This is a genomic window from Kordiimonas lipolytica (assembly GCF_042651265.1).
Classification (GTDB): Bacteria; Pseudomonadota; Alphaproteobacteria; order Sphingomonadales; family Kordiimonadaceae; genus Kordiimonas; species Kordiimonas lipolytica.
The window spans coordinates 516,059-538,316 of the sequence record NZ_JBHSCR010000001.1; the positions used below are offsets into that span (position 1 = coordinate 516,059).

Sequence of the window (22,258 nt, forward strand, 5' to 3'; positions counted from 1 at the left end):
CGTGAGATCAAGTATTTAGATACCAGCAATAAATATGGATTTTCTCATTTTTGGATGGCCATAACAGGCGCCAATTTCATATGGAACTAACCGCCATGCATATGGGGGGCCATGAAAGGTGGAGGGGACGACATGGATCTGGGACTTTGCTCAACAAGCCTTGCGGTCAAGGACCTGAAGGCATCGCGTGCCTTTTATGAAGCCCTTGGCTTTGTGGTCGAATGCGGCGCGGAAGAGGACAAGTGGCTGTTCATGGCAAATGGCAATAGCCGTATTGGCCTGTTTGAGGGCATGTTCGATACCAATATCCTGACCTTCAACCCGGCTGACGCGCGAGCCGTACAGGCGACGCTTCAGGCGGCAGGTATCGCGCTTGATATGGAGGCAAAGGAAGGCGAAGGGCCCTGCACCCTAATGCTCACAGACCCGGACGGCAACAAGATCATGCTGGACCAGCTCTGATGCCGCGTAAGGTTGAGTATGGCCTGGGCGCAGTGCTTATGCTGGTGCTTCTTGGCATCGCCATTTTAGGCCCGAAAGGGTTTTTCCCGGATGCCTATGGCGCCCGTGGTTGCCTGCTTGGCGTGTTCCTGATGATGCACTGGCGGCGTAGTCACTTTGGTGTACTCCTGACAAAGCAGGTTCTGCTATCCGGACTGGCCGGCGCGTTTATTGGGAGTGTCGTGGGCCGTTTTCTAATGCCGACGCCCCCCGGCTGGTCTTTTGAGACGGCTATGGTCATGCCGTCCGCCCTGTTTCATGCAGCGCTTATGGTGGCCAGTTTCCATTACCTTACGCTTGGGCGTGGGCGCATGCCTTAGGGAGTGACCTCGATTTCGATCATCTGGTCATAGTCATCCCAAGGGCCGTGATCCACATGGATGCTGCCCTTCCAGATGCCGGGCTTGAACCCGCCTTCGGGTTTCTCGAGCCCCATGAAACCTACATAGGCTTGGTGGCTCTTTTCCATGTTGATTTTATTGTCCAGCACGACTTTACCGTCCGGATCTGTGATGGTGAAATGCCAGATATCGCTGCGTTGGGGGTGGAAGCCGCGCCCAACCAGTAGCATGGCTTCGCTATCCGACGGTATGGTCTTGGGGCCTGGCTGCCACATGTTTTCGAGATCCCTGGGTTCAGTGCTGAATTGAGCAGGCAGCGGCACGAACGACTGGTACGGCACTTTGTCGGCCCAAAGGCTTTGCCCGTCGGCCTCGCAGCTGGTTTCAAACTTGCCGCCGTCGAATGGGTCTACCAGGCTGCCGCTAAGGCGCGTCGTGAAATGCAGGTGCGGGTATTCGGTCAGGCCGGACATACCGACCTGGCCAAGCACATCACCAGCAGCTACTGTGTCGCCGGGCGTTACGCGCAGGCTGCCCTGCTTCATATGGCAATATTGGGTCTGCCAGCCCTGACCGTGGTCGATCACGATACCGTTGCCGCATTCCTGGCCTTTGGTGTCGTCTGTTCCTGCCTTGCGAACAGAGGCATCCTCAACACCATCCCTTAGGCGAAGGATGGTTCCCGGCGCTGCTGCGAGAACGGAGACGCCCGCTTTCATGCGCGCCAGGTCGCTGATGGCAATATCCGTACCTTTGTGGCCGTTCTGGGTGCTGGAGCCGCAAGTGTGATCCGCTGCCACGTCGCCAGCCTCTCGGTCCACATAGCGGGCAATCCAACAATCTTTCCCAAGTTTGCATGCCATCGGGAATGAAAGAGAAAAGCCGCTTTCGGCGTCCTTCATAGCCTGTGCTTCCGAAAGCGTCTGGCTTTCTTTCTGGTTTCCGGTCTGTGCTTTACCGTCTTCAACGGGCACGATCAGCGTTTCTTCGCGCGTCACTTTCTTGAACACCAGCGTGGCGATGATCAGGGCGAAAATGACAGCGGCGACCAGGCCCGGTTTGTTATACAAATCCCGCATGATGCGCGACGCTCCTTCAGCAGCAATTGAGTTCGGCCATACAAAACATCACTGCGACTGCAATCACAAGGGGAAATCCTGTCCGAACTTTCATTTTCGCTTTCCGAGCGCTCTTTTATTCGGCAGAGTGCGCGCCATGACGATCATGCCAGACACCCTCAGTTTTCTAGACGCTGCGCTCCTTGTGGGCGTGAGCTTCTTTACCTCCTTCCTGTCGGCCTCGATGGGCATTGGCGGCGGTGTAGCGCTTCTGGCGGTGATGGCGCAGGTGATGCCGGCGCTTGCCATCGTGCCTGTGCACGGCGTGGTTCAGCTTGGCTCAAACGCAGGGCGCGCCTATTTGATGCGCGAGGCTATCGTCTGGCGGATTGTGCTGTATTTCCTGATGGGCAGTCTGATTGGGGGTCTTATCGGCGGTCAGATTGTTGTGGCCCTGCCCGCAGCAACGCTTCAGCTGGTGCTCGGGCTTTTCGTTCTCTATTCCTTGTGGGGGCCGATGCCCAAGCCGTCCGCCGACCATAAAAGTATGGCTTTTGTCGGATCTAGCGGCGCGCTTTCAACGCTTTTGACCATGTTTGTTGGGGCTACCGGGCCGTTTGTGGCGGTGGTGGTGAAGATGTTTTCGCTGTCGCGTCTGGCCCATGTAGGTACTTTTTCCGCCTGTATGGTGGGCCAGCATACGGTCAAGATCGTGGTGTTTGGTGTGCTTGGCTTTGCCTTTGGCGCCTATCTGCCGCTGATGGTTGCCATGGTGGCAACCGGCTTTCTGGGCACCTGGGTGGGGCGTCATTTTTTGGTGAAATCAACGGATGAGCGCTTTGGCCGTTGGCTCAATATTATCCTGACGCTTCTGGCGGCCCGCCTTTTGTGGCAGGGCGCTCAGGGCTTCTTTGCCTAATCTTCCGGGTTAGTCTTTTCAGCAAGGTTGCTAAGCCCTTGCGCGTGCAGTTCGGGCTCATTTTGTTAAGTATTATTTTTCGGCCCTTGATGAAGCCACAAATTGGAGAGTCGAAGCTGTGTAAGAAGCTAGCGGATATCCCGTTTTAGCTTTTTTCAAAGATACGCATGGCGTCTTGTGTGCCGATTCCAATCGCCTCCGCAAGGCATATGAACTCAACCACATCGATGCGCCGTTCACCACTCTCGATCTTGCTGATCATCTGCTGATGAACCCCGAGTTTTTCTGCCAGATCACTTTGCAGCAAGCCGTGCTTGATGCGCTCTTCCTTCAGGTAATCTCGTAGCTTCTTATACCTCGGGTCGTTCTTGTCTGCGATCATTGTTGGGGTCCAATTGGTTGGTGACCCTCAAGCTGCTATACCCTAAAACCTTGTACCCCAAATTCATGTACCCTATATTAGGGTTTTAATTCATTGGGGAGAATTCCATGAAATTCCATCTACTACTTGTATTCGGGCTTTCGCTAATGCTGACAGCCTGCGGTTCTGATACACCGACCGTCAGTGACGGTGCAGACTTTGAAACCAGCCTTGCAGCCGTTGTGGCTTCAGAGCTGGATGGCAAGAGACTACCCATTGCCCTGAAGGTAATTGAGCGCCGGGCTGGCACTGATGCGATTGCAGCGTCCGATAACGTCATTGACGCTTTTGATGCCGCTTTGTTTCCTGCAGGGAACGAACGACTGGACGGGTATGCCAAGCAAGTGTTGGGCCCGGACTATATGCTTGAGCTTCACGAGTACAGGCTCCAACAACAGATGCGGGGAAATTTTCTATCCAAGGGGGAAGAGCTTAATTACAGGACAGAACGCCGCAAGAGATACGAAGAGGCGAAGAAGCGCGCTCTTTATGCGGACACGCTTTACAGGAAGTGGCTGAGTGGACTGACGGCAGAAGATATCTTGCCTCTTGGTGCCAGGATGCTTCGAGAGGAGCACGTAGCGGAGCTGGCAGCCTTTGATGAGCGGGTTCAGAAGCTCGACGGTAAGATCAAAGCCCTAAAAGACGAGGCCAAATCCAGCGAGGATTTTCTCAAACAGATTGAGGTTGGCTTCCCTCCAGAGGGTGTCAGCCGCCGCAATGACCCTGTTCCGGTGCGAGTTGTCAATCGCTCCCAGAAGAACCTGGCGACTATTACGCTGCAGGTGATTGCTGTGGGCGCCAATACCAGGACGCCAATGCAGCAACTGCATACCTATCGCATTGATGTGCCGGCTGGTGCCATGAAAGTCTTCCGGACCCATGACTTCATGAAGTGGGCTTTGGATATTCAGGCAGCGGGGAACCTGCCTGGTGCGCCGTTTGACAGCTATGACTTGGCGATTGTTGCGGCGACAACGGATCAAGGTGAAGTGTTTAACATTGATGTGGAGCCAGGCCTTGAGAAGTTGGACTTTGAAATGAGAACCCTTGTTGAGGACAGGCATGCGCTTATGGAGAAGCATCGTCAGGAGCTTGCGAGGCTAGAGGTGGCGTCTTAGCTTCGTAAGGGACATGTATTGAGTTTGTACCCCATTTGTTCTCGATAATGCTTGCAATAAACCCCGAAATAGGGTATGGTGTAACTCCTACATTGGGAAACACACAAGGGAGTTACACCCATGCTCTATAGACCCAAAAGGGGCCAGAAGGGATTGCTGATGGCCCGCCAGCTTAAGAAGCTATCGGTTAAGGCTGGTCTTCACCGCAGCAATCGTGTCCGGCCTGAGGCCTCAAGCCTCCAAATGGCTCGGTCTGTTATTACCTGGCTGATTTCTGGCTCCACCTTTCTCTTTTCCACTTTCCAACCAACTGACCTGAGCTTCTAGGAAACCTCGATGACCTTGTCCTTTGCACATTCGAGCCAGCGAATAGGCATAGCTGCTTTCTCAGCTTCACCACTGACGATCAGCTTCAAGGGCATTTTCCATGGCATACGTACTGGACTGGCGGGTTCTAGAACCTGCGGATTATATCGAATCCAAAGATAAGATCATTCAGCATCTCACTACTGCTTCACAGCATTCTTCCAAGATCAAGCTCACTACCGACAGCAGCTTCTCCGACATTGAGCAGGAGGCGCGGCGTCTTGCGCTCACAGGCCAAATCGACGAGCGGGACGATGATTTCATCCTGATGATGATGCTTGCGGCCGCGGGTGGTGTTGAGGCTGTCGCATACTTTCCGATCCAGGTGCTTGATGAACTTCGTGGGAAATCCTTTTGGCCCGAAAGCTGCGACATCGAGGATTTGATGGGCAGCTGGGACTGTCACTTACGTGGCCGGGCTATGGGAAGCTCTTGTGATCAGGCGCGGCAGCAAAAAACGCTGGGCTCGGGCAATGAAGCAGCACCATTGACAGAGTTGGAGAATGGCGCACCTATCTCTGCCTCGTCAGTTAGCGGCATGGCTCAAATTCTGGTAACACAAGCCAGCGACGTTAAGGTAAAGTTGTCACCAACCTATCAGGCGCTGAAGCACCCGCTTCCATTCGGTGGCGCAAAAAGGCCTTTGGACGTCGGGGAACAATTGCTGGCGGAATTTCCTCAAATGGCTGGCCAGCTTCAACATTTGATTTCTAGCCTGGGTTTGATGGCTGTTTCAGGACAGTCATGCCTGACAATGGATCCAATTCTGGTGACAGGTCGCGCGGGAGTGGGCAAGACATATTTTGCAAAAAGGCTGGCGACGCTTTTGCAGTTGCCGCTCCACCTGCATTCCGTTGGAGGCAATTCAGACAATAGAAGTTTAAAAGGAACCTCAATGGGTTGGTCGACAGCTGAGCCGTGTCTGCCGGTGCGTGTTATTGCACAACAGAAGTGTCCGAACCCTGTCATCATTATCGATGAAGTAGAGAAAGCTAGTCGCGGCAGCATGAATGGGGACGTTCAGGATACCCTTCTTGGGTTTCTGGATACAGAAACCTCCAGAGCCTACTTCGATGAGGCGTTGGGATGTACGGTCAACTTGTCATTTGTGAACTGGATTTTGACATCTAACTCTTCTGATAAGCTGACGCCTCAACTTCGGTCCCGTTGTCAGATCTTAAATTGGCTACCGCCAGGGCCGGAACATGTTGAGAATCTTGTATGGGCTCTTCAGCGAACAATTGCAGCAGACGCAGGTCTACCTTTGGCTCTTATTGAGCAGTTTCCGGCGGATACGCTTTCCATGCTGAGGGTGTTTTATAAGAAAAGCAGCAATATCAGGAGCTTGAGGCATGTGGTAGGAAAGTTGACGCTGAGGGATCTAACTCGTCCGGGGCGGCAGCTGCATTGATTAAGTCTGGGTTGGGGGGTGGCTAAGGTGCGGGGAGCACGAATTCGTAGAATCGGCGCCCGCACTTAGCCTGTACCATTAAGTTGGAATCAAACCCTCTTGGCTTAGCCGGAGGTCTGTTAGGTGCGAAGCATAAGTGTGGATTGGTTCCTTGGATCCAGTGAGGTAAATGAAATTGCTCATTTTTTGAGCTTCTATATGGAATAGCTGGGGCATGTTACGCTTACAAGGAGTAAAGCCGGATGTAAGTACGGCATTTTCAAAGATGGCTTATAAATTGAACATAAAGCTGTTTTATGGTTACTTTATTGACCATATCAGCAAGATTAACAAGAGGTGTGTGAGTGGCGAAGGTTAGCAAGCGGCCCTATAGTAGGTCTGCAAAGGTTAGTGCTGCAAGCGATTAAAGCTGCGCGGCTCAAGCTGAAGATGCCAGCACAGGAATTGGCCGAAAGGCTGGGAGTTGCCAGGGGTACACTGCGCAACATTGAAAATGGGCTGCTCAATGTTGAAATAGTGCATTATCTCGAAGCTGCGGCCCTATTGGGCTTGAATATTTTTTTTCCAACCGGAAAATCTTCTGAAGATTTGCATGGGGACCTAGAAGAAATTCTTGAATTACTCCCGGAGCGCGCACGTAGGCAGAAGATAAAGATCGATGACAATTTCTGATACCTATGAAAAGGCATATGTCTGGATCTGGCTGGACGGAGCCTCTGAGCCTGTCGTTGCAGGGCAAGTTACCCGTGCGGGACGTCAATTGGTCTTCACATATGGTCGTTCCTACCTATCCAACCCTGACGCAATCTCAATTTATGAACCAGAGTTGCCTTTAAAACAGGGTGCAAGGTACCCACAGCCGGGCCTCGAGGTGGCAAATTGTCTCAGGGACGCTGCCCCTGATGCTTGGGGGCGTAGAATTATCATAAACCAGCGCACGGGACTGACGGGTCGCGAGGTTGATACGGGACTATAATTAGATCAGGTGCTAAATCATGGCACTTCCATAGGTGGCGCTCGCCCAAAAGCGTTGATCACTGATGGAACCAAGAAATATGTGGCAAAATTCTCTTCGAGTAATGATCTCTATAGTGTTGTAGGTGCAGAGTTTGTTGCCATGCGCCTGGCGGAACTCGTAGGCATTTCTGTGGCGCCTGTCCAATTGATCGAAGCCGCAGGCCGGCAGGTACTTCTTGTCGAGCGTTTTGATCGTATCGCCCAAAGTGGAGGCTGGACCCGTAAGGGAATGGTGTCAGGCCTCACGATTTTGGGCCTGTCAGAACTGAATGCGAGGTACGCTTCATATGAGGACCTTGCCACAGAGGTTCGGTGGAATTTCACCGCCAGCACAGCAACGTTGGCGGAATTGTTTAAACGACTAGTGTTCAATATCCTAGTTGGAAACACGGATGATCATGCTCGAAATCATGCGGCTTTCTGGGATGGCCAGCGGCTAAGTCTCACTCCTGCATATGATATTTGTCCTCAGGCAAGGACAGGCCGTGAGGCAACACAGGCTATGTTGATACGAGGTAGCGACCGTTCCAGCAGGATTTCCAGTTGTCTTCAAGCCGCCCACCAGTTTCTTTTATCAGAAGAACAAGCGATAAGTATCATCGAGAGCCTTCTGGATGTAATTGGTGAGCACTTCATTGCTGTGGCTGCTGAGGCATGCGTTTCGCCGAAGGACAGAGCAATCTTAGCTGGAAACCAGTTCCTAAATCCTTTATCGACAGAGTGTTTGACTGGTGATGCGGGAAGGCTAAGGCTGAGAGCTGAAGAGGTTAGGCGGGAGATAATGTAGAGGTTGTTGCCCGGCCCCAACCATAGTTTCGGGAAGGGCATTGCTTCGGTATTTGGGTCGGTGGCGCTTTAAGCCTTATCTTTGGTTGCTCCTCCAGAATCCGTAAGGGTTTCTGGAGGAGATATAGGACCAGAGTCCATTCTTTTTGCCGATTTTCTTGGAAGCGGTGTGGGTGCATTTCCGCTCAAGTTACTTCGACATCGAGTTGGAAGCGCATGTGGTACACTCAGAAGTCGGGCTGTCGGCAGATTGACTGCATTGGTTGTTTGCTCCTAACTCCATAGCCCTCAGATGGCAGTTAGTGATGCGAACTTGTGCAATATTCGACTGATCCGGCAAGGGGACATTTGTGCCATCTGCTGTAGGTCCAAAGCTCCCTCCTTTCATTGCCTGGTTTGTGTGTGCATAATGGCAGCCTGCAGTATTGTCGTTGCTGTGGCCCATTAGTGCTCCGAGTGCGTCTCTCCCATCAAGGCCCCAATAGCGTTTCATATTAGCGGCAAACTGATGGCGCGCTGTGTAGAGGGTGATGCGTCTCTTTTTTGCTTTCGGAGACATTTTTTGATGAGCCTGTCGGAAGGCACGCCGAATTCGCTCCATGAAGACGACGAACGTAGTGTCCTCCAGCTCCATCCTGATAACATCGATGGTGGCTCTAATCAGTTGGTATGCCGCGTCGTCAAAATTGAGCAGGTGCAGATAGCGATACTCTCCGCATGCTCTGCCGTTACTATATTTCGCATTCTTCACAATGAGAACACGAGGCTCGTCTTCATCGAGACATGCGGATTGCCATTCGATGGGCCGAAGGCCCAGGAAAATAGTCGATTTGAAAATCATAGCGGCTGTGAGACCGTCACTCCCCAAGGACATCAGCGTGTCTTCAAATAGTGGATATGTTTTTTCTGGCACAGATTTGCGCCTTATGTAGGTTTGCTTTTGGTGTTTTTTGGGGAGTTTTCCAGCGTTGACGCTATTGAGCATGTTGTGAAGATCATAGATCTCCTCGCATGCCCTATCGCATACCATCAACATCTCAAGGAAGAAATTTATAGCTGCCCGAGTCCAGCGAAACGTCGCACGGGTTTGATCGGTCCTCGTGATAACCTGATTTATAAAATCTCTCAGGTTGCTTTTTCTTGCACCCTTTACGACACAGCGGATATATCGCCAGATTGTCTCATTGCTGCACTGTGTAATCTGCACATCCGCGCCTCTCGCACGGGCCCATGCCAAGTTCTCGAAGTTGGCTACCGCCTCCTCGATTTCTTCTTCAGTGGCTCCTTCTCGAACAACTGTGTACGGAAAATGCCCCAACTGGAACCCAGCTTCGCGGACGATGTCGTCAAATTCCGCCTTAAATGGTGAATAGTAGCGAACATAGTTTTGAACTTGGATGTAGGAGGTTCTAAGTGCATTGAGGTCGGCTTTGAGGGTGCTTTCCAAGCCCATCAGCTTCGCCAAATTTTCTTGGGCGGCAGGGCATTTAAATATCTCTATCTGGTTCATGCATATAGTTTGCGCATGACGATTTTTCTTGAGTTGATCTTTAGTAGTTTCAAAACGCTCGGCGATTCGTTGGGTGACGGTTAGCATGTTTCTGACTCCTTGGTCTGTTGGACTGTTGAGCTTCGTGCTCGCTAACGCCAATTCTAGCTTCTGGAAATGTAAGAACCGGTTGGAAAGTGATAGAATCAGCCCTTGGTTAGTCGGACTGGATAAAAAATCCCGCTATCTTATTGATTGTATTAATAAATTTTTTTGAAAAAAATGCGTGTCAAGGTCTCGCGACCAGTTAGTTCGTTATGAAATTGAAAAGTGGCAAATTGAGAACGCATTTGATGACGCGTAAAATGAAGCCTCGCAGCAGCTCCAGCGAGTGTGTTCCGACGCTTGGCTTTCATTGAAAGGCTGGAATGTTCCCTGGCGGCCTAAAAGCCCAAACCCCACCTTGAGAATATTGTCCGCTAAGAGGCACCGGCGATCCGCTATTGATCGTTGCCAACAGGTAATCCGTTCGTAATTTTCCGAAGGCTTGTCAGAGTTGCTGGCAACCGCCTAAAGGCCACTGCCATAGAGGTTGTCTCTTGGAGGGAGCGAACACCAGCTACTTTGGAGCACGTTTTATATAACGTTAGCGCTTCTGGCTGACTGATGTCTTTGGCATGGGCCAGAGGGCTACCTAGTTCAACCTTCCCGGCTTGCTTTTTCCTCAAGCCCCGACAGGCCTTCGCGGCGCGCGAGTTCAAGCGCCACATCCTGAAGTTTGTAGCCGCGGGATTTCAAGAGCACCATCAGGTGGAACATCAGGTCGGCGCTTTCGTTGATGATGCCGATATCATCGTCCATCGCCACAGCCATAGCGGTCTCAACCGCTTCTTCGCCCACCTTCTGTGCGATCTTGCAGGGGCCTTTTTTATAGAGCTTGGCCACATAGCTTGTATCCGGGTCAGCCGATTTGCGCTCTTCAAGCGTTTCTTCAAGCCGAAGCAGCATATCAAGTGCACTGGTCATAAGACTGTCTCCCTTACCGGAATGCCTGCCGCCGCCATATGGGCCTTGGCCTCGGCAATCGTATAGTGGCCAAAGTGGAAAATCGAGGCCGCAAGCACGGCAGAGGCGTGCCCGTCGCGGATGCCTTCCACCATATGATCGAGGTTCCCGACGCCGCCCGAGGCGATCACCGGAATATTCACGGCGTCAGAGATCGCGCGCGTCAGCTCGATGTTGAAGCCCTCGCGCGTGCCGTCCCGGTCCATGCTGGTTAAGAGGATCTCACCCGCCCCGAGCGATGCCACCTGTTTGGCATATTCAACCGCGTCAATGCCGGTTGGCGTGCGGCCGCCGTGGGTGAACACTTCCCAGTTGCCGGGTGCGACTTCCTTGGCGTCCACGGCCACGACAATGCACTGGGAACCGAATTTTTCGGCGAGTTCCTTGACGATCCCGGGGTTGTTCACCGCGGCCGTCATCAGCGACACCTTGTCCGCACCTGCGAGCAACAGTTGCCGGACATCGTCTTCCGTGCGCACGCCGCCGCCGACTGTCAGCGGCATGAAGCAGGCTTCCGCCGTGCGCTTTACGACATCCAGCAGGATGCCGCGGTCCTCGTGGCTGGCGGTGATATCGAGGAACGTGAGCTCGTCGGCGCCCGCGGCGTCATAGACCCGCGCCTGCTCCACCGGGTCGCCGGCGTCAACAAGATCGACGAAATTGACACCCTTGACCACGCGCCCGTCTTTCACGTCCAGGCAGGGAATGATCCGTGCTTTCAGCATCAAGCACCGCCTTTCGCGACTTTGAGCGCTTCCTTAAGGTCCAGTCGGCCGTCATAAATGGCACGGCCGGTCACAACCCCTTCAAGATTGCCCACCTCTGCCACGCGGTGGATGTCGTCAATGTCCTTGACGCCGCCTGAGGCGATCACCGGGATCGAAACGGCCTTCGCGAGGTCTGATGACGCTTCGGCGTTTACGCCGGTCAGCGTGCCGTCGCGGTCGATATCGGTGTGGATGATGGCGGCCACGCCCGCGTCCTCGAACTTAAGCGCGAGTTCCGTGACTTCAAGTTCCGATGCTTCGGCCCAGCCTTCAACGGCAACCATGCCGCCCTTGGCGTCGATGCCCACGGCGATCTTGCTGGGGAACAGCTTGCAAGCTTCCTTGACGAGCGAGGGGTTCTTGACCGCAAGCGTCCCCAGGATCAGGCGCGAGATACCGGCTTCCAGCCAGCGCTCCATGGTTGCGATATCGCGAATGCCGCCGCCCAGTTGCACGGGCACGTCAACAGCCGCCAGAATGGCGTCTACGGCAGCGGCATTCACGGGCTCTCCCGCAAAAGCGCCATTGAGATCCACCAGATGCAGCCAGGGACAGCCCGTGTCTACAAATTCGCGCGCTTGCGCCGCCGGATTGTCTGAAAAGACAGTCGCGGCCTCCATGTCGCCCTTATAAAGGCGCACGCAGTTGCCGTCCTTAAGGTCAATCGCTGGATAAACGGTAATCATGGTCGCCACTCCAAAAAGCTGCTGATCAGTTTCAGCCCCACACGCTGGCTTTTTTCAGGGTGAAACTGGGTGCCGATGATATTGTCGTGCCCCACTATGGCGGTCACGCGGCCACCATGACGCGTGAACCCGAGGAGCGAGTCGTCGCTCTCGAGCACCATATGATAGCTGTGGACGAAATAGGCGTGGTCGCCCGCCTCCAGCGCACCCGCTACCGGGTGCTTTAGGCCAGCGTCTGTCAGTTCCACCACATTCCAGCCCATGTGCGGGATCTTGAGGCTTGGGTCATCCGGCGTCATTTTCTCGACATTGCCGTCGATCCATCCCATGCCCTTGTGGGTGCCGTGCTCGTGGCCTTCTTTCGCAAGCAGGTGCATGCCCACGCAGATACCCATGAAGGGGCGACCCTCATGGTGAACGCGGGTGTTGATTGCCTCGCGCATGCCGTCTATGGCCAGCAGTCCCTTGCGGCAATCGCCGAATGCGCCCACGCCGGGCAGGACGATGTGGTCGGCTTTTGCCACCACATCCGGGTCGCTGGTGACGGTGATGGTGCGCTCAAGGCCGCTATCCTTGGCTGCGCGCGCAAAGGCTTTCTCCGCGGAACGGAGATTGCCCGAGCCATAATCGATGATGGCAACGGTGTCTGGCATCAGATCTGCTCCGGCTGGTTTAAAGGCTGCCGCCCAGCGTACCTTTGGTGGAAGGCACAGCGTCGGCTTTGCGCGGGTCGGTCTCTGTCGCGGCCCTGAGGGCACGGGCAACGGCTTTGAAACAGCTCTCAATAATATGGTGGCTGTTGGTGCCGTAGAGATTTTCCACATGCAGCGTCATGCCTGCCGCGAACGCAAAAGCGCGGAAGAATTCCTCAAAGAGTTCCGTGTCCATCTCGCCGATCTTGTGGCGGGGAAAATCCACCTTCCACACCAGGAACGGGCGGCCGGAAATATCGATCGCGGCGCGCGACAGCGTCTCATCCATTGGGATATAGGCGTTGGCGTAACGGGTGATGCCGGTCATATCGCCAAGCGCCCGCTTGATCGCGGTGCCGATGACGATGCCGCAGTCTTCCGTGGTGTGGTGACCGTCGATATGCAGGTCGCCCTTGGCCCTGAGCGTCAGGTCCATCAGGGAATGTCGGCTCAGCTGCTCCAGCATATGATCGAGGAAACCAATGCCGGTATGGACGTCGTACACACCTGTGCCGTCCAAGTTCAGCTCGACGGAGATTTCCGTCTCTTTGGTTTTCCGTTCATATGTTGCGGTGCGCATGCGTCACTCCTGATTAAGCGCTGTAGGGCGTCAAAAAAGACCCCAAAATCATTGATAGCCCTGCTATTAAGCATATTCTGGCATTATGACGAACAATTTCTTTTGAAACAAAAGACAATATTCCGTCACCTTTAACTATAGCGCGATTGTTTGTGATTTCCCTTACGGGGCTTGAGGCGTGCTGGATTGCTTCCTATATGAGGCTGAACCACAAAAAGAAAAAAGGACACTGTCCCATATGACACAGTTCAATAGTGAACTCCCCACATGGCATGCCACGACCATCTGCTCAGTCCGCAAGGACGGCAAGGTGGTAATCGCGGGCGACGGCCAGGTATCGGTTGGCGACACGGTGATGAAAGCCAATGCGCGCAAGGTGCGGCATCTGGCGGGCGGCAAGGTGATTGCCGGGTTCGCGGGCGCGACCGCAGACGCCTTCACCCTTTTTGAGCGCTTAGAGGCCAAGCTTGAGCGCCACCCCGGTCAACTGGCCCGCGCGTGCGTCGAGCTCGCCAAGGACTGGCGTACGGATAAATACCTCAGGCAGCTGCAGGCCATGATGATTGTGGTGGATGAGGCAACATCGCTGGTAGTGACAGGTAACGGTGACGTACTTGAACCCGAGCACGGCGTGGTCGCCATTGGCTCAGGCGGCAACTATGCTTTAGCTGCTGCCCGCGCGCTTTATGACCAGCCGCTTTCGGCCGAAGAGGTTGCGCGCAAGGCTATGAAGATCGCCGCCGATATCTGCGTCTACACCAACGAAAATGTCGTGGTCGAGACGATGGACGCCGCGCCAAGTGCCGATAAAGAATAGTCAGGAGTACCCCTTATGACCAGTTTTTCCCCGCGCGAGATCGTGTCCGAGCTCGACCGCTTCATCATCGGCCAGAAGGACGCGAAGCGCGCTGTTGCTGTGGCGCTTCGGAACCGCTGGCGCCGCCAGCAGCTTGAAGGCCAGATGCGTGACGAGGTTCTGCCCAAGAACATCCTGATGGTTGGTCCAACCGGTGTAGGCAAGACCGAAATCTCCCGCCGTCTGGCAAAGCTTGCGGAAGCGCCTTTCATCAAGGTCGAGGCCACCAAGTTTACCGAAGTTGGCTATGTGGGCCGCGACGTAGAGCAGATCATCCGCGACCTGATCGAGAATGCGATCCTGATGATGCGCGAGAAAAAGCGCAAGGAAGTGACTGCCAAGGCTGAAGTGCAGGCGGAAGAGCGCGTGCTGGACGGCCTTGTGGGCCCAGGCGCGTCAGAGGCCACGCGTCAGAAGTTCAGGAAGATGCTGCGCGAGGGTGAGCTGGCGGACAAGGAAGTCGAGCTTGAGGTTGAGGACACCTCGAACCCCTTCCCGCAGATGGATATTCCCGGCATGCCCGGCGCTAGCGTTGGCATGCTGAACCTTGGCGACATGTTTGGCAAGGCCATGGGTGGCCGCAAGGTGAAGAAGCGCCTAAAGGTTTCTGAAGCTTATGAAGTGCTGATGACCGAAGAGGCCGACAAGCTGGTGGACGACGAAAGCATCACCCGCGAGGCGATCCATTTGGTGGAGAACCACGGCATTGTCTTCCTGGATGAGGTGGACAAGATCTGTGCCCGCCAGGATGCGCGCGGCGGCGATGTCAGCCGCGAAGGCGTGCAGCGGGACCTGCTGCCGCTGATTGAAGGCACGACTGTGTCCACCAAACATGGCGCGATCAAGACGGATCATATCCTCTTTATCGCATCTGGCGCCTTCCATCTGGCAAAGCCAAGTGACCTGCTGCCTGAGCTGCAGGGCCGCCTGCCGATCAGGGTGGAGCTGAGCGCTCTCACGGAAGAGGACTTCAAACGCATTCTCACCGAGCCTGACTATAGCCTGATCCGCCAATATACCGCGCTGATGGGCACCGAGGAGGTGACGCTGACCTTCATGGAAGACGGCATCAACGAGATCGCGCGTATCTCCGCGCACTTTAACGAGACGGTTGAAAACATTGGCGCCCGCCGCCTGCATACCGTGCTTGAAAAAGTGCTGGAGGAGATCAGCTTCGATGCATCGGACAAGTCCGGCACCAGTATTACGGTGGATGCAGCCTTTGTGCGCGAGCATATGGGCGAACTGCTTGAGACAGACAACGACCTGTCGAAATTCATCCTGTAGCGCTTGCTGGAACAAAGAATGTCAGACCCGGTCGCAGGCAACTGTTGGCCGGGTTTTTCTTTGGCCTTGAAGGGCCTGACGGGCGGGCTATAGTGACGGCGAAGACATGATCGAAGGAGCGTCCCATGGCCTATGACACCAATAATATCTTCGCGAAAATCCTGCGCGGCGAAATCCCCTGCAACAAGGTCTATGAAGACGAATTCGCCCTGGCGTTCCATGACATCAACCCGCAGGCGCCCATCCACGTGCTGGTGATCCCGAAGGGCGAGTATGTCTCCATGGCGGACTTCTCGGCCTCGGCCCCCGCTGATCTGATGGTCGGCTTTTTCCGCGCGGTTGGCAAAGTGGCCGACGAGCTTGGCCTTGTTGAGCCCGGCTACCGTATGCTGGCGAACGCCGGTACCAATGCGCACCAGGAGGTGCCACACCTGCATATCCATCTGTTTGGCGGCAAGTCGCTTGGCCCGATGCTGGACACCAGCTTCGGCGTCTGAGAGATGACAGACCTGCCAATCATCCAACGCGCGAAGGGGTTTGCTGATCGCACCGCCTTTTTCGGGCGTGGTGGCGAAGTGACCTATCAGAACCTTTTGCACCGGTCCGCTGCTGTGGCTTCAGGCCTTCTTGCGGAAAAAGCTGATCTTGAGGAAGAGCGGATCGCCTTCCTGCTGCCCACGGGGGCTGATTATGCCGCCACACAGTGGGGCATCTGGCGCGCGGGCGGCATTGCTGTGCCGATCAACGGCGGCGCCACGGTGCCGGAGATTGAGCACGCTTTGACCTGCGCGGGTGTCCGCCGTGTGGTGGTGGCGGCCAACAGGCTTTCGGTGCTGGGCGACCTGCCAAAGCGCCTGGGGCTTGAGGTTTTGGATTTCGCCGGCCTTGAGGGCAACAGTCCCCTACCCCAAATCGCACCCACACGCCGGGCGATGATCCTGTTCACCAGCGGCACAACCAACAAGCCCAAGGGCGTAGTGTCCACCCACGCGTCGATTGAGGCGCAGGTGACAGCGCTTGTGGAAGCCTGGGCATGGCAGGCGAACGACCGCATTCCGCTCTTTTTGCCCATGCACCATCTGCACGGCATATTGAATATCCTGTGCTGCGGCCTGTGGTCCGGCGCCGCGATCGAGCCGTTCGACAAGTTCGACGCTGATGCCATCTGCGCGCGGGTGGCGGAAGGCGCCTATACGCTCTTCATGGCGGTGCCGACCATCTATGTGAAGCTCCTCAAGTGGCTCGATGCACCAGAAAATGCAGGCAAACGCGACTGTGTCATCAAGGGCTTCGGCGCCATGCGGTTGATGGTGTCCGGCTCCGCTGCGCTGCCGGCTTCGATCCACAAAGAATGGTCCGATCTGACGGGCCAGGTACTGCTGGAGCGCTACGGCATGACCGAAATCGGCATGGCGCTTTCAAACCCGTACGCAGGTGAGCGGCGCGCCGGGATGGTGGGCCTGCCGATGCCGCGCACCGATATCCAGCTGGTGGATGATGCGGGCAAGGTGGTCAGCGGCGAAGGCGCGGTGGGTGAGATCTGGGTCAAGGGCCCTGCCGTGTTCCGCGAATATTGGGACAATCCGAAAGCGACCGCGGAAAGTTTTGCGGGTGACTGGTTCAAGACCGGCGACATCGCGACGCTTGAGGGCGGCTACTACCGCATCATGGGGCGGTCGTCCGTGGATATCATCAAGTCCGGGGGCTATAAGCTTTCCGCACTTGAAATCGAAGCCGCGCTTCTGGAGCACCCCAATATCACCGAATGCGCTGTGGTCGGCCTTGCTGATGACGAATGGGGCGAGATTGTCGCCGCAGCGATCGGCCTCAGGGAAGGCGCGACCCTTACGCTTGAAGAGCTGCAGGCCTGGGCTTCGGCTCGGCTATCGGCCTACAAGCTGCCGCGCGCGCTTTTGCTGGTGGATGCCTTGCCGCGGAACGCCATGGGCAAGGTAACAAAGCCTGCCGTGAAGGCGCTGTTCACCTAGGGGCGACATCAGGCCACACCATCTTGCCGATACCTGCTCTGGGCAAAACCCCGGGAATGTGTTTTACTCGGGATAGAGGTATCCCATGCATGCTGTTGGTCACATGTGTACCAGCGTATTCCTGAAGCTGGCGCTTTGGCGCCGGGCAGTCATCCTTTTTGTCAGTCTACTGATTTTTGCCCTTCCCGCCCGCGCGGACGGGGCGCTTGTCATTGATATTGATGGCCCAATCGGCCCGGCGATGGCGGATCATGTCACGCGCGGCTTCGAGGAAGCGGCCAAACGCAATGCTGACTTGATCATCATCCGGATCGACACGCCCGGCGGGCTTGTGTCCTCAACCCGCGATATCATTAAAACCATCCTGGCGGCCGACAGGCCGGTGGTGGGTTATGTGGCGCCGTCCGGCGCGCGGGCCGCCAGCGCCGGTGCCTATATCCTGCTGGCTTGCCATGTGGCGGTGATGGCGCCGGGCACCAATGTGGGGTCCGCCACGCCGGTGATGATGGGCGGCATGCCCGGCAGCCCGGCACCGGGCGAGGGTGCTGAGAAACAAGCCGACCATCCGGACATGATGGACAAGGTGCTTAACGACGCGCGAGCCTATATGCGCTCGCTCGCGGAAATGCGTGGCCGTCCAGCCGGGCCCGCCGAAAGGTTCGTCAGTGAAGCTGATAATCTGACCGCCAGCGAAGCATTTGAGAGCGGCGTGATCGACCTTGTGGCGCGCGACATGCGCGACATGATGAAAAAGCTGGAAGGCCGGGAGGTGACAGTCGACCAAAGCCCCCAACTACTGGCGACCGACCGCCTGACGGTTGAGACGCTGGACCGCAGTTGGCGCGAAGACTTCTTGGCCTTCATCACCAACCCGAATATCGCTTATCTGCTTTTGATGGTCGGGGTGTATGGCCTGATCATCGAATTCTCCAATCCAGGCCTGGGGGCACCGGGTATTGTGGGCGGTGTGTGCCTGATTATCGGCCTCTATGCCCTGCAGATGCTGCCGGTAAACTATGCTGGGCTTGCACTGATGGCCCTTGGCCTTGGGCTCATGATCGCCGAGGCGTTTGTTCCCGCCTTCGGGGCGCTGGGGATTGGCGGGGTTGCAAGCTTCGTGATCGGCTCAATCATGCTGATCGACAGTGATATCCCCGAATTCAGCCTGTCGCCGCTGCTGATCGGCACTGTGTCGGTTTTGACGGCGGGGCTGTTCCTGTTTGTGCTGACCTTTGCCGTCAGGGCATGGAGGCGACCGGCCGTGAGCGGCAATGACGCGCTTGTGGGAGATTTGGCCGAGGTGCTTTCCTGGACGGACGGCGCCGGCACGGTCCGCGCACACGGCGAGGTCTGGAGCGCCCGCGGTCCAGAGGGCGCAAAGCCCGGCGACCATTTGACCGTTCACGCAATAGACGGACTGACCCTTGATCTGGGCAGCCCTAAGGAATCCAACGCCAAGGAGGCATCCGCCGATGACTGACATACTTTATTCCAGCTATATCGTGGCTATCTTCGGCCTGTTTATTCTTTTGTCTGCCTTTCGCATTTTGCGGGAGTATGAGCGCGGCGTGGTCTTCCTTCTGGGGCGTTTTTGGAAGGTCAAGGGTCCGGGGCTTATCATCATCATTCCTGTGATCCAGAAAATGGTCCGGGTGGACCTGCGCACCATGGTGATGGACGTGCCGGAACAGGATGTGATCTCGAAGGACAATGTCTCCGTGCGGGTGAATGCGGTGGTTTATTACCGCGTTGTCGATGCGAGGCGCGCCATCATCGAGGTCGAGGATTTCGAATTTGCCACCAGCCAGCTGGCGCAGACCACGCTTCGCTCAGTGCTGGGGCAGCACCAGCTTGATGAGATGCTGGCGGAACGCGAACGCCTGAATGATGATATCCGCACGATACTCGACCAACAGACAGACGCCTGGGGCATCAAGGTCGCCAATGTGGAACTGAAGCATGTGGACCTGGACCCATCCATGATCCGCGCGATCGCCAAGGAGGCGGAAGCAGAACGGATCAGGCGGGCCAAGGTGATTTCAGCCCAGGGCGAGGCCCAGGCCGCCGGCAAGATTCTGGAGGCCGCCAAGGTGCTGCATGAAACGCCGGAAGCGATGCAGATTAGGTATCTTTCTGCCCTTCATGACATTTCGTCTGACAAGACCTCCACGATCATCTTCCCCATGCCGATCGACTTGATGAAATCGATCGGGGAAAGCATGAAGGGCAAGAAGGACGGCTGAGGGTAAATCCTTGAGAGCCTAGTCCTCGAGCGGGCGGGCCTCGTCAGACAGGAGGATCGGAATACCGTCGCGGATCGGGAATGCAAGGCCGGCTTTGCGGCTGATCAGTTCCTGCGCCGACTGGTCATACTCCAGCGTTGTGTGGGTCACGGGGCACACAAGAAGTTCCAGAAGTTTCGGGTCAGCAGTGCTGCGGGACGGGTTGCTCATGGCTTGGCCTCAAAACGCGGTTAGTGGGACCGGTGGTCAGGAGAGTGATGGTCTGTGCCACCATGGCTGTCCGCAGACGCCATTTCAAGCAGGTTCTGCAGCAGCAGCGACCTTTCGGGCACCGTGGCGGATTCGAGCAGCGCCTGCTTTTCCTGTACCGCAAGCGGTACGATCATCGACAGGGTGTTTACCAATATATCATCGGGTGCTGAGGCAATGGCGTCAAAATCGGCGTCGAGCCCCTTGGTGTCCAGATAGCCCTTGAGGGCGCTGAGTAACAGGTCCCGGTCCACGCCTTTGCTGCCGGTACCGCCCCATGGGTCGGCCTTATAGGGCTCCCAGTTGGTGCGCACCTGCCTGTAAGGTGTGGTCACGCCCAATTCTTCCGTCACATCAAAGCGGGACAGGCCCTTGAGGCGTATCAGGATGCGTCCGTCATCGGTTTCCTGAACGTCCGAAATGCTGCCCACGCAGCCCGTGCCGTATAGGTCAGGGACAGTCTCATGGCCGTTGCCCTTGGGCTGGATCATGCCGATCAGGTTGTGGCCTTCAATGGCGTCGCGCACCATGCGCAGATAACGGGGCTCGAAAATATTCAGCGGCAGGCTGGTACCTGGCAGCAGGATCGCTCCAGCCAGCGGAAAGACCGGGATCACGGACGGCAAGGCTTCGAATGTTTTGCTCTCAACCGTCACAACAAACCCCTAGCTGAAAAGAACCGACGACAACCGTCTACGGTATTTGAGAGTGAATGGATCGGTTGGGCCCGCAGCGTCAAACAGCTTCAGGAGCTGCAGCCTGGCAGCGTCCTCGTTCCATTCCCGGTCACGCATGATAATGCCTAGAAGCGCATCCGCTGCCGCATCCATTTCGCCGCGTGCCTGGTGTGCCAGCGCCAGATCATAGCGGGCCTGGTAGTCCTGTGGGTTGGCTTCCACCTTGGCTTCTAGCTCAACTACATCGCCGGCGCCTTCCGCCTGGGCCGCAAGCTCAAGCGCGGTTTTCAGGCGGCCAGCGCGTTCGGCCACTTTGGTGTCCTTCATGGCTTCTTCGTCCAGCGCGTCCAGAAGTGCCTGGGCCTGCTCCGTCTGGCCCAACCGGTGCGAGGCATCGGCCATGCCCACAAGCGCACGGGCATTGCCTTCGTCGTGCTGCAGCACCTGTTGATATATTTGTCCGGCCTGCATGGCTTCGCCCGCGTCGAGGGCAGCATCGGCATGATCCAGCGCTTCCGCAAGCGGATCGCCGCCTTGGCCGCTGCCGCCTGCCATATCAACCAGCCGGTCGATAAAGGCCTTCAGCTGCGAAGGCGGCACAGCACCCTGGAAACCGTCCACTGGCTGGCCCTGCCAGAATGCAATCACCGTTGGCAGGCTCTGGACCTGAAGCTGGGCACACAGGGTCTGGTTCTGGTCAGCGTTGACCTTGACCAGCGCCACAGCGCCGCCCGCAGCCTTCACGGCGCTTTCAAGGGCCGGCATCAGCTGTTTGCAGGGCTCGCACCAGTCGGCCCAGAAATCCACAATGACAGGCACCTCGCGGGACGCCATCATCACATCATCGCGAAAGGTCTCGATTGTCGCGTCCTTGATGGACGCCTGTGCGCCTGCCTGTGCAGCGTCGCCTGCCATAAACTGATCCATAATCAACACTCTTGGATTTGCTGTGGTACTTTTTGGTTCCGTCCCGACCATAAGCGCTTCCCTGCGCGTTTGCCAGAGTGGAAATCGGGAATTTCTAAGATCAAGGCTTGGCGTCGGACGCGGGCTTGGATACGGGTTCTGGTGCGTCAAGGTCAACAGTCACGGGTTCATAGCCGCAGGCGCGGATGAAACGCACCAGGTCGTCCGGACTGATTGCCGTGGTGGCGGCATTGTGTAGCGGGTGATAGTAAAGCGGCGACTTTGCCATCATCGCGGCGTCGAGCGCGACCAGCATAGGGGGCTCCTGGCCATCCTCTACCCGCGCGTTGATGAGCGCAAAAGGCGTAACCGAGCCTGGGATCACGCCAAGCATATCCATGAGGCTGTCGGCGCTGCCGAACGACAGCCGCCCCATGGAAAGCGCGCCCGAGAGCGCCTTGAGGTCGACCCGCCTGTTCTCGTCCACCATCACCAGTGCGCGGCGCTTTTTCTTGTCGCGGACAAACAGGCTTTTGCAGTGGCCGCCGCCTGCAGGCATGTGCGCGCGCTCTGCCTGTGCTTCCTCAACAGTGAAGACGGGAGCGTGCCTGTATGTTTCGGTTTCAATGCCGAGCCCGGCCAAAAAGGCGAAAAGATCATCTTCCGATAGGGGCGATTCCATGATTTTTCCCAAATAATGCGGCGAATTCAGCTTGATATATCGCACAAATATCCATGAAAATCATGGGGTTAATGCAATTTTTCAAAAAAATAAAAAAAGGTGTTGCAAAGGGTGCGCTCATAGCTATTATCCCGCCACGCAGACGGCAGC

General features: G+C 56.1%; 24 protein-coding genes and 1 pseudogene. 13 read left to right on the plus strand and 12 right to left on the minus strand.

What is annotated here, in order from left to right:
- The first annotated feature begins 132 nt into the window (after nucleotides 1-132).
- Together ACFO5Q_RS02455 and ACFO5Q_RS02460 are read left to right on the plus strand one after the other, a co-directional pair.
- Nucleotides 133-462, plus strand: a complete 330-nt coding sequence (locus ACFO5Q_RS02455) for a VOC family protein (protein WP_068148332.1) — start codon at nucleotides 133-135, stop codon at nucleotides 460-462.
- Nucleotides 462-821 (plus strand): hypothetical protein, encoded by a 360-nt coding sequence (locus ACFO5Q_RS02460; RefSeq protein ID WP_068148334.1) that lies wholly within the window; start codon nucleotides 462-464, stop codon nucleotides 819-821. Before ACFO5Q_RS02455 ends, ACFO5Q_RS02460 begins: the two co-directional genes overlap by 1 nt.
- Here ACFO5Q_RS02460 and ACFO5Q_RS02465 read toward each other — a convergent pair.
- Nucleotides 818-1,921 carry a M23 family metallopeptidase gene (locus ACFO5Q_RS02465; RefSeq protein WP_068148338.1) on the minus strand — a complete coding sequence of 368 codons (1,104 nt, stop codon included), beginning with the start codon at nucleotides 1,919-1,921 and terminating at the stop codon, nucleotides 818-820. The genes ACFO5Q_RS02460 and ACFO5Q_RS02465 overlap by 4 nt on opposite strands.
- A gap of 136 nt (nucleotides 1,922-2,057) precedes the next feature.
- Here ACFO5Q_RS02465 and ACFO5Q_RS02470 point away from each other — a divergent pair, with 136 nt between their 5' ends.
- Nucleotides 2,058-2,819: a sulfite exporter TauE/SafE family protein gene (locus ACFO5Q_RS02470; protein ID WP_068148341.1), complete on the plus strand. Its 762-nt coding sequence runs from the start codon at nucleotides 2,058-2,060 to the stop codon at nucleotides 2,817-2,819.
- 145 nt (nucleotides 2,820-2,964) lie between these two features.
- Here ACFO5Q_RS02470 and ACFO5Q_RS02475 read toward each other — a convergent pair whose 3' ends face one another.
- The gene (locus ACFO5Q_RS02475) at nucleotides 2,965-3,201 is read right to left on the minus strand and encodes a helix-turn-helix domain-containing protein (RefSeq protein ID WP_068148346.1); all 237 of its coding nucleotides are present in this window, start codon (nucleotides 3,199-3,201) and stop codon (nucleotides 2,965-2,967) included.
- Between the two features lie 107 nt (nucleotides 3,202-3,308).
- Here ACFO5Q_RS02475 and ACFO5Q_RS02480 point away from each other — a divergent pair, with 107 nt between their 5' ends.
- From ACFO5Q_RS02480 to ACFO5Q_RS02495, 4 genes and pseudogenes are all read left to right on the plus strand, one after another.
- On the plus strand, nucleotides 3,309-4,361 hold the full coding sequence (locus ACFO5Q_RS02480) for a hypothetical protein (protein ID WP_068148348.1): 1,053 nt from the start codon (nucleotides 3,309-3,311) through the stop codon (nucleotides 4,359-4,361).
- 427 nt (nucleotides 4,362-4,788) lie between these two features.
- Nucleotides 4,789-6,138, plus strand: a complete 1,350-nt coding sequence (locus tag ACFO5Q_RS02485) for an AAA family ATPase (RefSeq protein ID WP_068148353.1) — start codon at nucleotides 4,789-4,791, stop codon at nucleotides 6,136-6,138.
- 390 nt (nucleotides 6,139-6,528) lie between these two features.
- Nucleotides 6,529-6,810, plus strand: a complete 282-nt coding sequence (locus ACFO5Q_RS02490) for a helix-turn-helix transcriptional regulator (RefSeq protein ID WP_068148356.1) — start codon at nucleotides 6,529-6,531, stop codon at nucleotides 6,808-6,810.
- Nucleotides 6,797-7,942, plus strand: a pseudogene (locus ACFO5Q_RS02495) (type II toxin-antitoxin system HipA family toxin). The gene ACFO5Q_RS02490 and the pseudogene ACFO5Q_RS02495 overlap by 14 nt, the downstream one beginning before the upstream one ends.
- Nucleotides 7,943-8,131: 189 nt before the next feature.
- Here the strand turns inward: ACFO5Q_RS02495 and ACFO5Q_RS02500 are convergent.
- The 6 genes from ACFO5Q_RS02500 to hisB form a co-directional block, all read right to left on the minus strand.
- Nucleotides 8,132-9,538, minus strand: a complete 1,407-nt coding sequence (locus ACFO5Q_RS02500) for a site-specific integrase (RefSeq protein WP_068148359.1) — start codon at nucleotides 9,536-9,538, stop codon at nucleotides 8,132-8,134.
- Nucleotides 9,539-10,129: 591 nt separating this feature from the next.
- Nucleotides 10,130-10,456, minus strand: coding sequence for a phosphoribosyl-ATP diphosphatase (locus tag ACFO5Q_RS02505; RefSeq protein WP_068148362.1), 327 nt, complete (start codon nucleotides 10,454-10,456; stop codon nucleotides 10,130-10,132).
- A complete protein-coding gene (gene hisF, locus ACFO5Q_RS02510; protein ID WP_068148365.1) occupies nucleotides 10,453-11,220 on the minus strand; it encodes an imidazole glycerol phosphate synthase subunit HisF in 768 nt (255 codons plus the stop codon). The genes ACFO5Q_RS02505 and hisF overlap by 4 nt, the downstream gene beginning before the upstream one ends.
- The gene (gene hisA, locus ACFO5Q_RS02515) at nucleotides 11,220-11,945 is read right to left on the minus strand and encodes a 1-(5-phosphoribosyl)-5-[(5-phosphoribosylamino)methylideneamino]imidazole-4-carboxamide isomerase (RefSeq protein WP_068148631.1); all 726 of its coding nucleotides are present in this window, start codon (nucleotides 11,943-11,945) and stop codon (nucleotides 11,220-11,222) included. The genes hisF and hisA overlap by 1 nt, the downstream gene beginning before the upstream one ends.
- Complete coding sequence (gene hisH / locus ACFO5Q_RS02520) at nucleotides 11,945-12,601, minus strand: imidazole glycerol phosphate synthase subunit HisH (RefSeq protein ID WP_068148368.1); 657 nt, start codon at nucleotides 12,599-12,601, stop codon at nucleotides 11,945-11,947. The genes hisA and hisH overlap by 1 nt, the downstream gene beginning before the upstream one ends.
- Before the next feature lie 19 nt (nucleotides 12,602-12,620).
- Entirely contained in the window at nucleotides 12,621-13,220 is a 600-nt protein-coding gene (hisB, locus tag ACFO5Q_RS02525; protein ID WP_068148371.1) for an imidazoleglycerol-phosphate dehydratase HisB, read from the minus strand.
- 238 nt (nucleotides 13,221-13,458) lie between these two features.
- Between hisB and hslV the strand changes: the two genes are divergently transcribed.
- From hslV to ACFO5Q_RS02555, 6 genes are all read left to right on the plus strand, one after another.
- Entirely contained in the window at nucleotides 13,459-14,037 is a 579-nt protein-coding gene (hslV, locus tag ACFO5Q_RS02530; protein ID WP_068148634.1) for an ATP-dependent protease subunit HslV, read from the plus strand.
- Between the two features lie 15 nt (nucleotides 14,038-14,052).
- The gene (gene hslU, locus ACFO5Q_RS02535; RefSeq protein WP_068148373.1) at nucleotides 14,053-15,363 is read left to right on the plus strand and encodes an ATP-dependent protease ATPase subunit HslU; all 1,311 of its coding nucleotides are present in this window, start codon (nucleotides 14,053-14,055) and stop codon (nucleotides 15,361-15,363) included.
- 125 nt (nucleotides 15,364-15,488) lie between these two features.
- Nucleotides 15,489-15,860 carry a histidine triad nucleotide-binding protein gene (locus tag ACFO5Q_RS02540; protein WP_068148376.1) on the plus strand — a complete coding sequence of 124 codons (372 nt, stop codon included), beginning with the start codon at nucleotides 15,489-15,491 and terminating at the stop codon, nucleotides 15,858-15,860.
- 3 nt (nucleotides 15,861-15,863) lie between these two features.
- Nucleotides 15,864-17,351 (plus strand): acyl-CoA synthetase, encoded by a 1,488-nt coding sequence (locus ACFO5Q_RS02545; RefSeq protein ID WP_068148378.1) that lies wholly within the window; start codon nucleotides 15,864-15,866, stop codon nucleotides 17,349-17,351.
- An 85-nt stretch (nucleotides 17,352-17,436) separates the two neighbouring features.
- Nucleotides 17,437-18,831 carry an NfeD family protein gene (locus ACFO5Q_RS02550; protein ID WP_068148379.1) on the plus strand — a complete coding sequence of 465 codons (1,395 nt, stop codon included), beginning with the start codon at nucleotides 17,437-17,439 and terminating at the stop codon, nucleotides 18,829-18,831.
- Nucleotides 18,824-19,594, plus strand: coding sequence for a slipin family protein (locus tag ACFO5Q_RS02555; RefSeq protein WP_068148381.1), 771 nt, complete (start codon nucleotides 18,824-18,826; stop codon nucleotides 19,592-19,594). Before ACFO5Q_RS02550 ends, ACFO5Q_RS02555 begins: the two co-directional genes overlap by 8 nt.
- Nucleotides 19,595-19,612: 18 nt before the next feature.
- Here the strand turns inward: ACFO5Q_RS02555 and ACFO5Q_RS02560 are convergent, their stop codons facing one another.
- The 4 genes from ACFO5Q_RS02560 to ACFO5Q_RS02575 all read right to left on the minus strand — a co-directional run bounded on the left by ACFO5Q_RS02560 (nucleotide 19,613) and on the right by ACFO5Q_RS02575 (nucleotide 22,108).
- The gene (locus ACFO5Q_RS02560) at nucleotides 19,613-19,804 is read right to left on the minus strand and encodes a Trm112 family protein (RefSeq protein ID WP_068148383.1); all 192 of its coding nucleotides are present in this window, start codon (nucleotides 19,802-19,804) and stop codon (nucleotides 19,613-19,615) included.
- 20 nt (nucleotides 19,805-19,824) lie between these two features.
- Nucleotides 19,825-20,499, minus strand: coding sequence for an LON peptidase substrate-binding domain-containing protein (locus ACFO5Q_RS02565; RefSeq protein ID WP_068148385.1), 675 nt, complete (start codon nucleotides 20,497-20,499; stop codon nucleotides 19,825-19,827).
- 9 nt (nucleotides 20,500-20,508) lie between these two features.
- Nucleotides 20,509-21,447, minus strand: a complete 939-nt coding sequence (locus ACFO5Q_RS02570) for a tetratricopeptide repeat protein (protein WP_082719914.1) — start codon at nucleotides 21,445-21,447, stop codon at nucleotides 20,509-20,511.
- Nucleotides 21,448-21,547: 100 nt separating this feature from the next.
- Entirely contained in the window at nucleotides 21,548-22,108 is a 561-nt protein-coding gene (locus ACFO5Q_RS02575) for a prolyl-tRNA synthetase associated domain-containing protein (RefSeq protein ID WP_068148387.1), read from the minus strand.
- Nucleotides 22,109-22,258: the final 150 nt, after the last annotated feature.

Coding starts and splice junctions, on each gene's coding strand:
- ACFO5Q_RS02455 (WP_068148332.1), top strand. CDS start 133: ATGGATCTGGGACTTTGCTCAACAAGCCTTGCGGTCAAGGACCTGAAG.
- ACFO5Q_RS02460 (WP_068148334.1), top strand. CDS start 462: ATGCCGCGTAAGGTTGAGTATGGCCTGGGCGCAGTGCTTATGCTGGTG.
- ACFO5Q_RS02465 (WP_068148338.1), bottom strand. CDS start 1,921: ATGCGGGATTTGTATAACAAACCGGGCCTGGTCGCCGCTGTCATTTTC.
- ACFO5Q_RS02470 (WP_068148341.1), top strand. CDS start 2,058: ATGACGATCATGCCAGACACCCTCAGTTTTCTAGACGCTGCGCTCCTT.
- ACFO5Q_RS02475 (WP_068148346.1), bottom strand. CDS start 3,201: ATGATCGCAGACAAGAACGACCCGAGGTATAAGAAGCTACGAGATTAC.
- ACFO5Q_RS02480 (WP_068148348.1), top strand. CDS start 3,309: ATGAAATTCCATCTACTACTTGTATTCGGGCTTTCGCTAATGCTGACA.
- ACFO5Q_RS02485 (WP_068148353.1), top strand. CDS start 4,789: ATGGCATACGTACTGGACTGGCGGGTTCTAGAACCTGCGGATTATATC.
- ACFO5Q_RS02500 (WP_068148359.1), bottom strand. CDS start 9,538: ATGCTAACCGTCACCCAACGAATCGCCGAGCGTTTTGAAACTACTAAA.
- ACFO5Q_RS02505 (WP_068148362.1), bottom strand. CDS start 10,456: ATGACCAGTGCACTTGATATGCTGCTTCGGCTTGAAGAAACGCTTGAA.
- hisF (WP_068148365.1), bottom strand. CDS start 11,220: ATGCTGAAAGCACGGATCATTCCCTGCCTGGACGTGAAAGACGGGCGC.
- hisH (WP_068148368.1), bottom strand. CDS start 12,601: ATGCCAGACACCGTTGCCATCATCGATTATGGCTCGGGCAATCTCCGT.
- hisB (WP_068148371.1), bottom strand. CDS start 13,220: ATGCGCACCGCAACATATGAACGGAAAACCAAAGAGACGGAAATCTCC.
- hslV (WP_068148634.1), top strand. CDS start 13,459: ATGACACAGTTCAATAGTGAACTCCCCACATGGCATGCCACGACCATC.
- hslU (WP_068148373.1), top strand. CDS start 14,053: ATGACCAGTTTTTCCCCGCGCGAGATCGTGTCCGAGCTCGACCGCTTC.
- ACFO5Q_RS02540 (WP_068148376.1), top strand. CDS start 15,489: ATGGCCTATGACACCAATAATATCTTCGCGAAAATCCTGCGCGGCGAA.
- ACFO5Q_RS02545 (WP_068148378.1), top strand. CDS start 15,864: ATGACAGACCTGCCAATCATCCAACGCGCGAAGGGGTTTGCTGATCGC.
- ACFO5Q_RS02550 (WP_068148379.1), top strand. CDS start 17,437: ATGCATGCTGTTGGTCACATGTGTACCAGCGTATTCCTGAAGCTGGCG.
- ACFO5Q_RS02555 (WP_068148381.1), top strand. CDS start 18,824: ATGACTGACATACTTTATTCCAGCTATATCGTGGCTATCTTCGGCCTG.
- ACFO5Q_RS02560 (WP_068148383.1), bottom strand. CDS start 19,804: ATGAGCAACCCGTCCCGCAGCACTGCTGACCCGAAACTTCTGGAACTT.
- ACFO5Q_RS02570 (WP_082719914.1), bottom strand. CDS start 21,447: ATGGATCAGTTTATGGCAGGCGACGCTGCACAGGCAGGCGCACAGGCG.
- ACFO5Q_RS02575 (WP_068148387.1), bottom strand. CDS start 22,108: ATGGAATCGCCCCTATCGGAAGATGATCTTTTCGCCTTTTTGGCCGGG.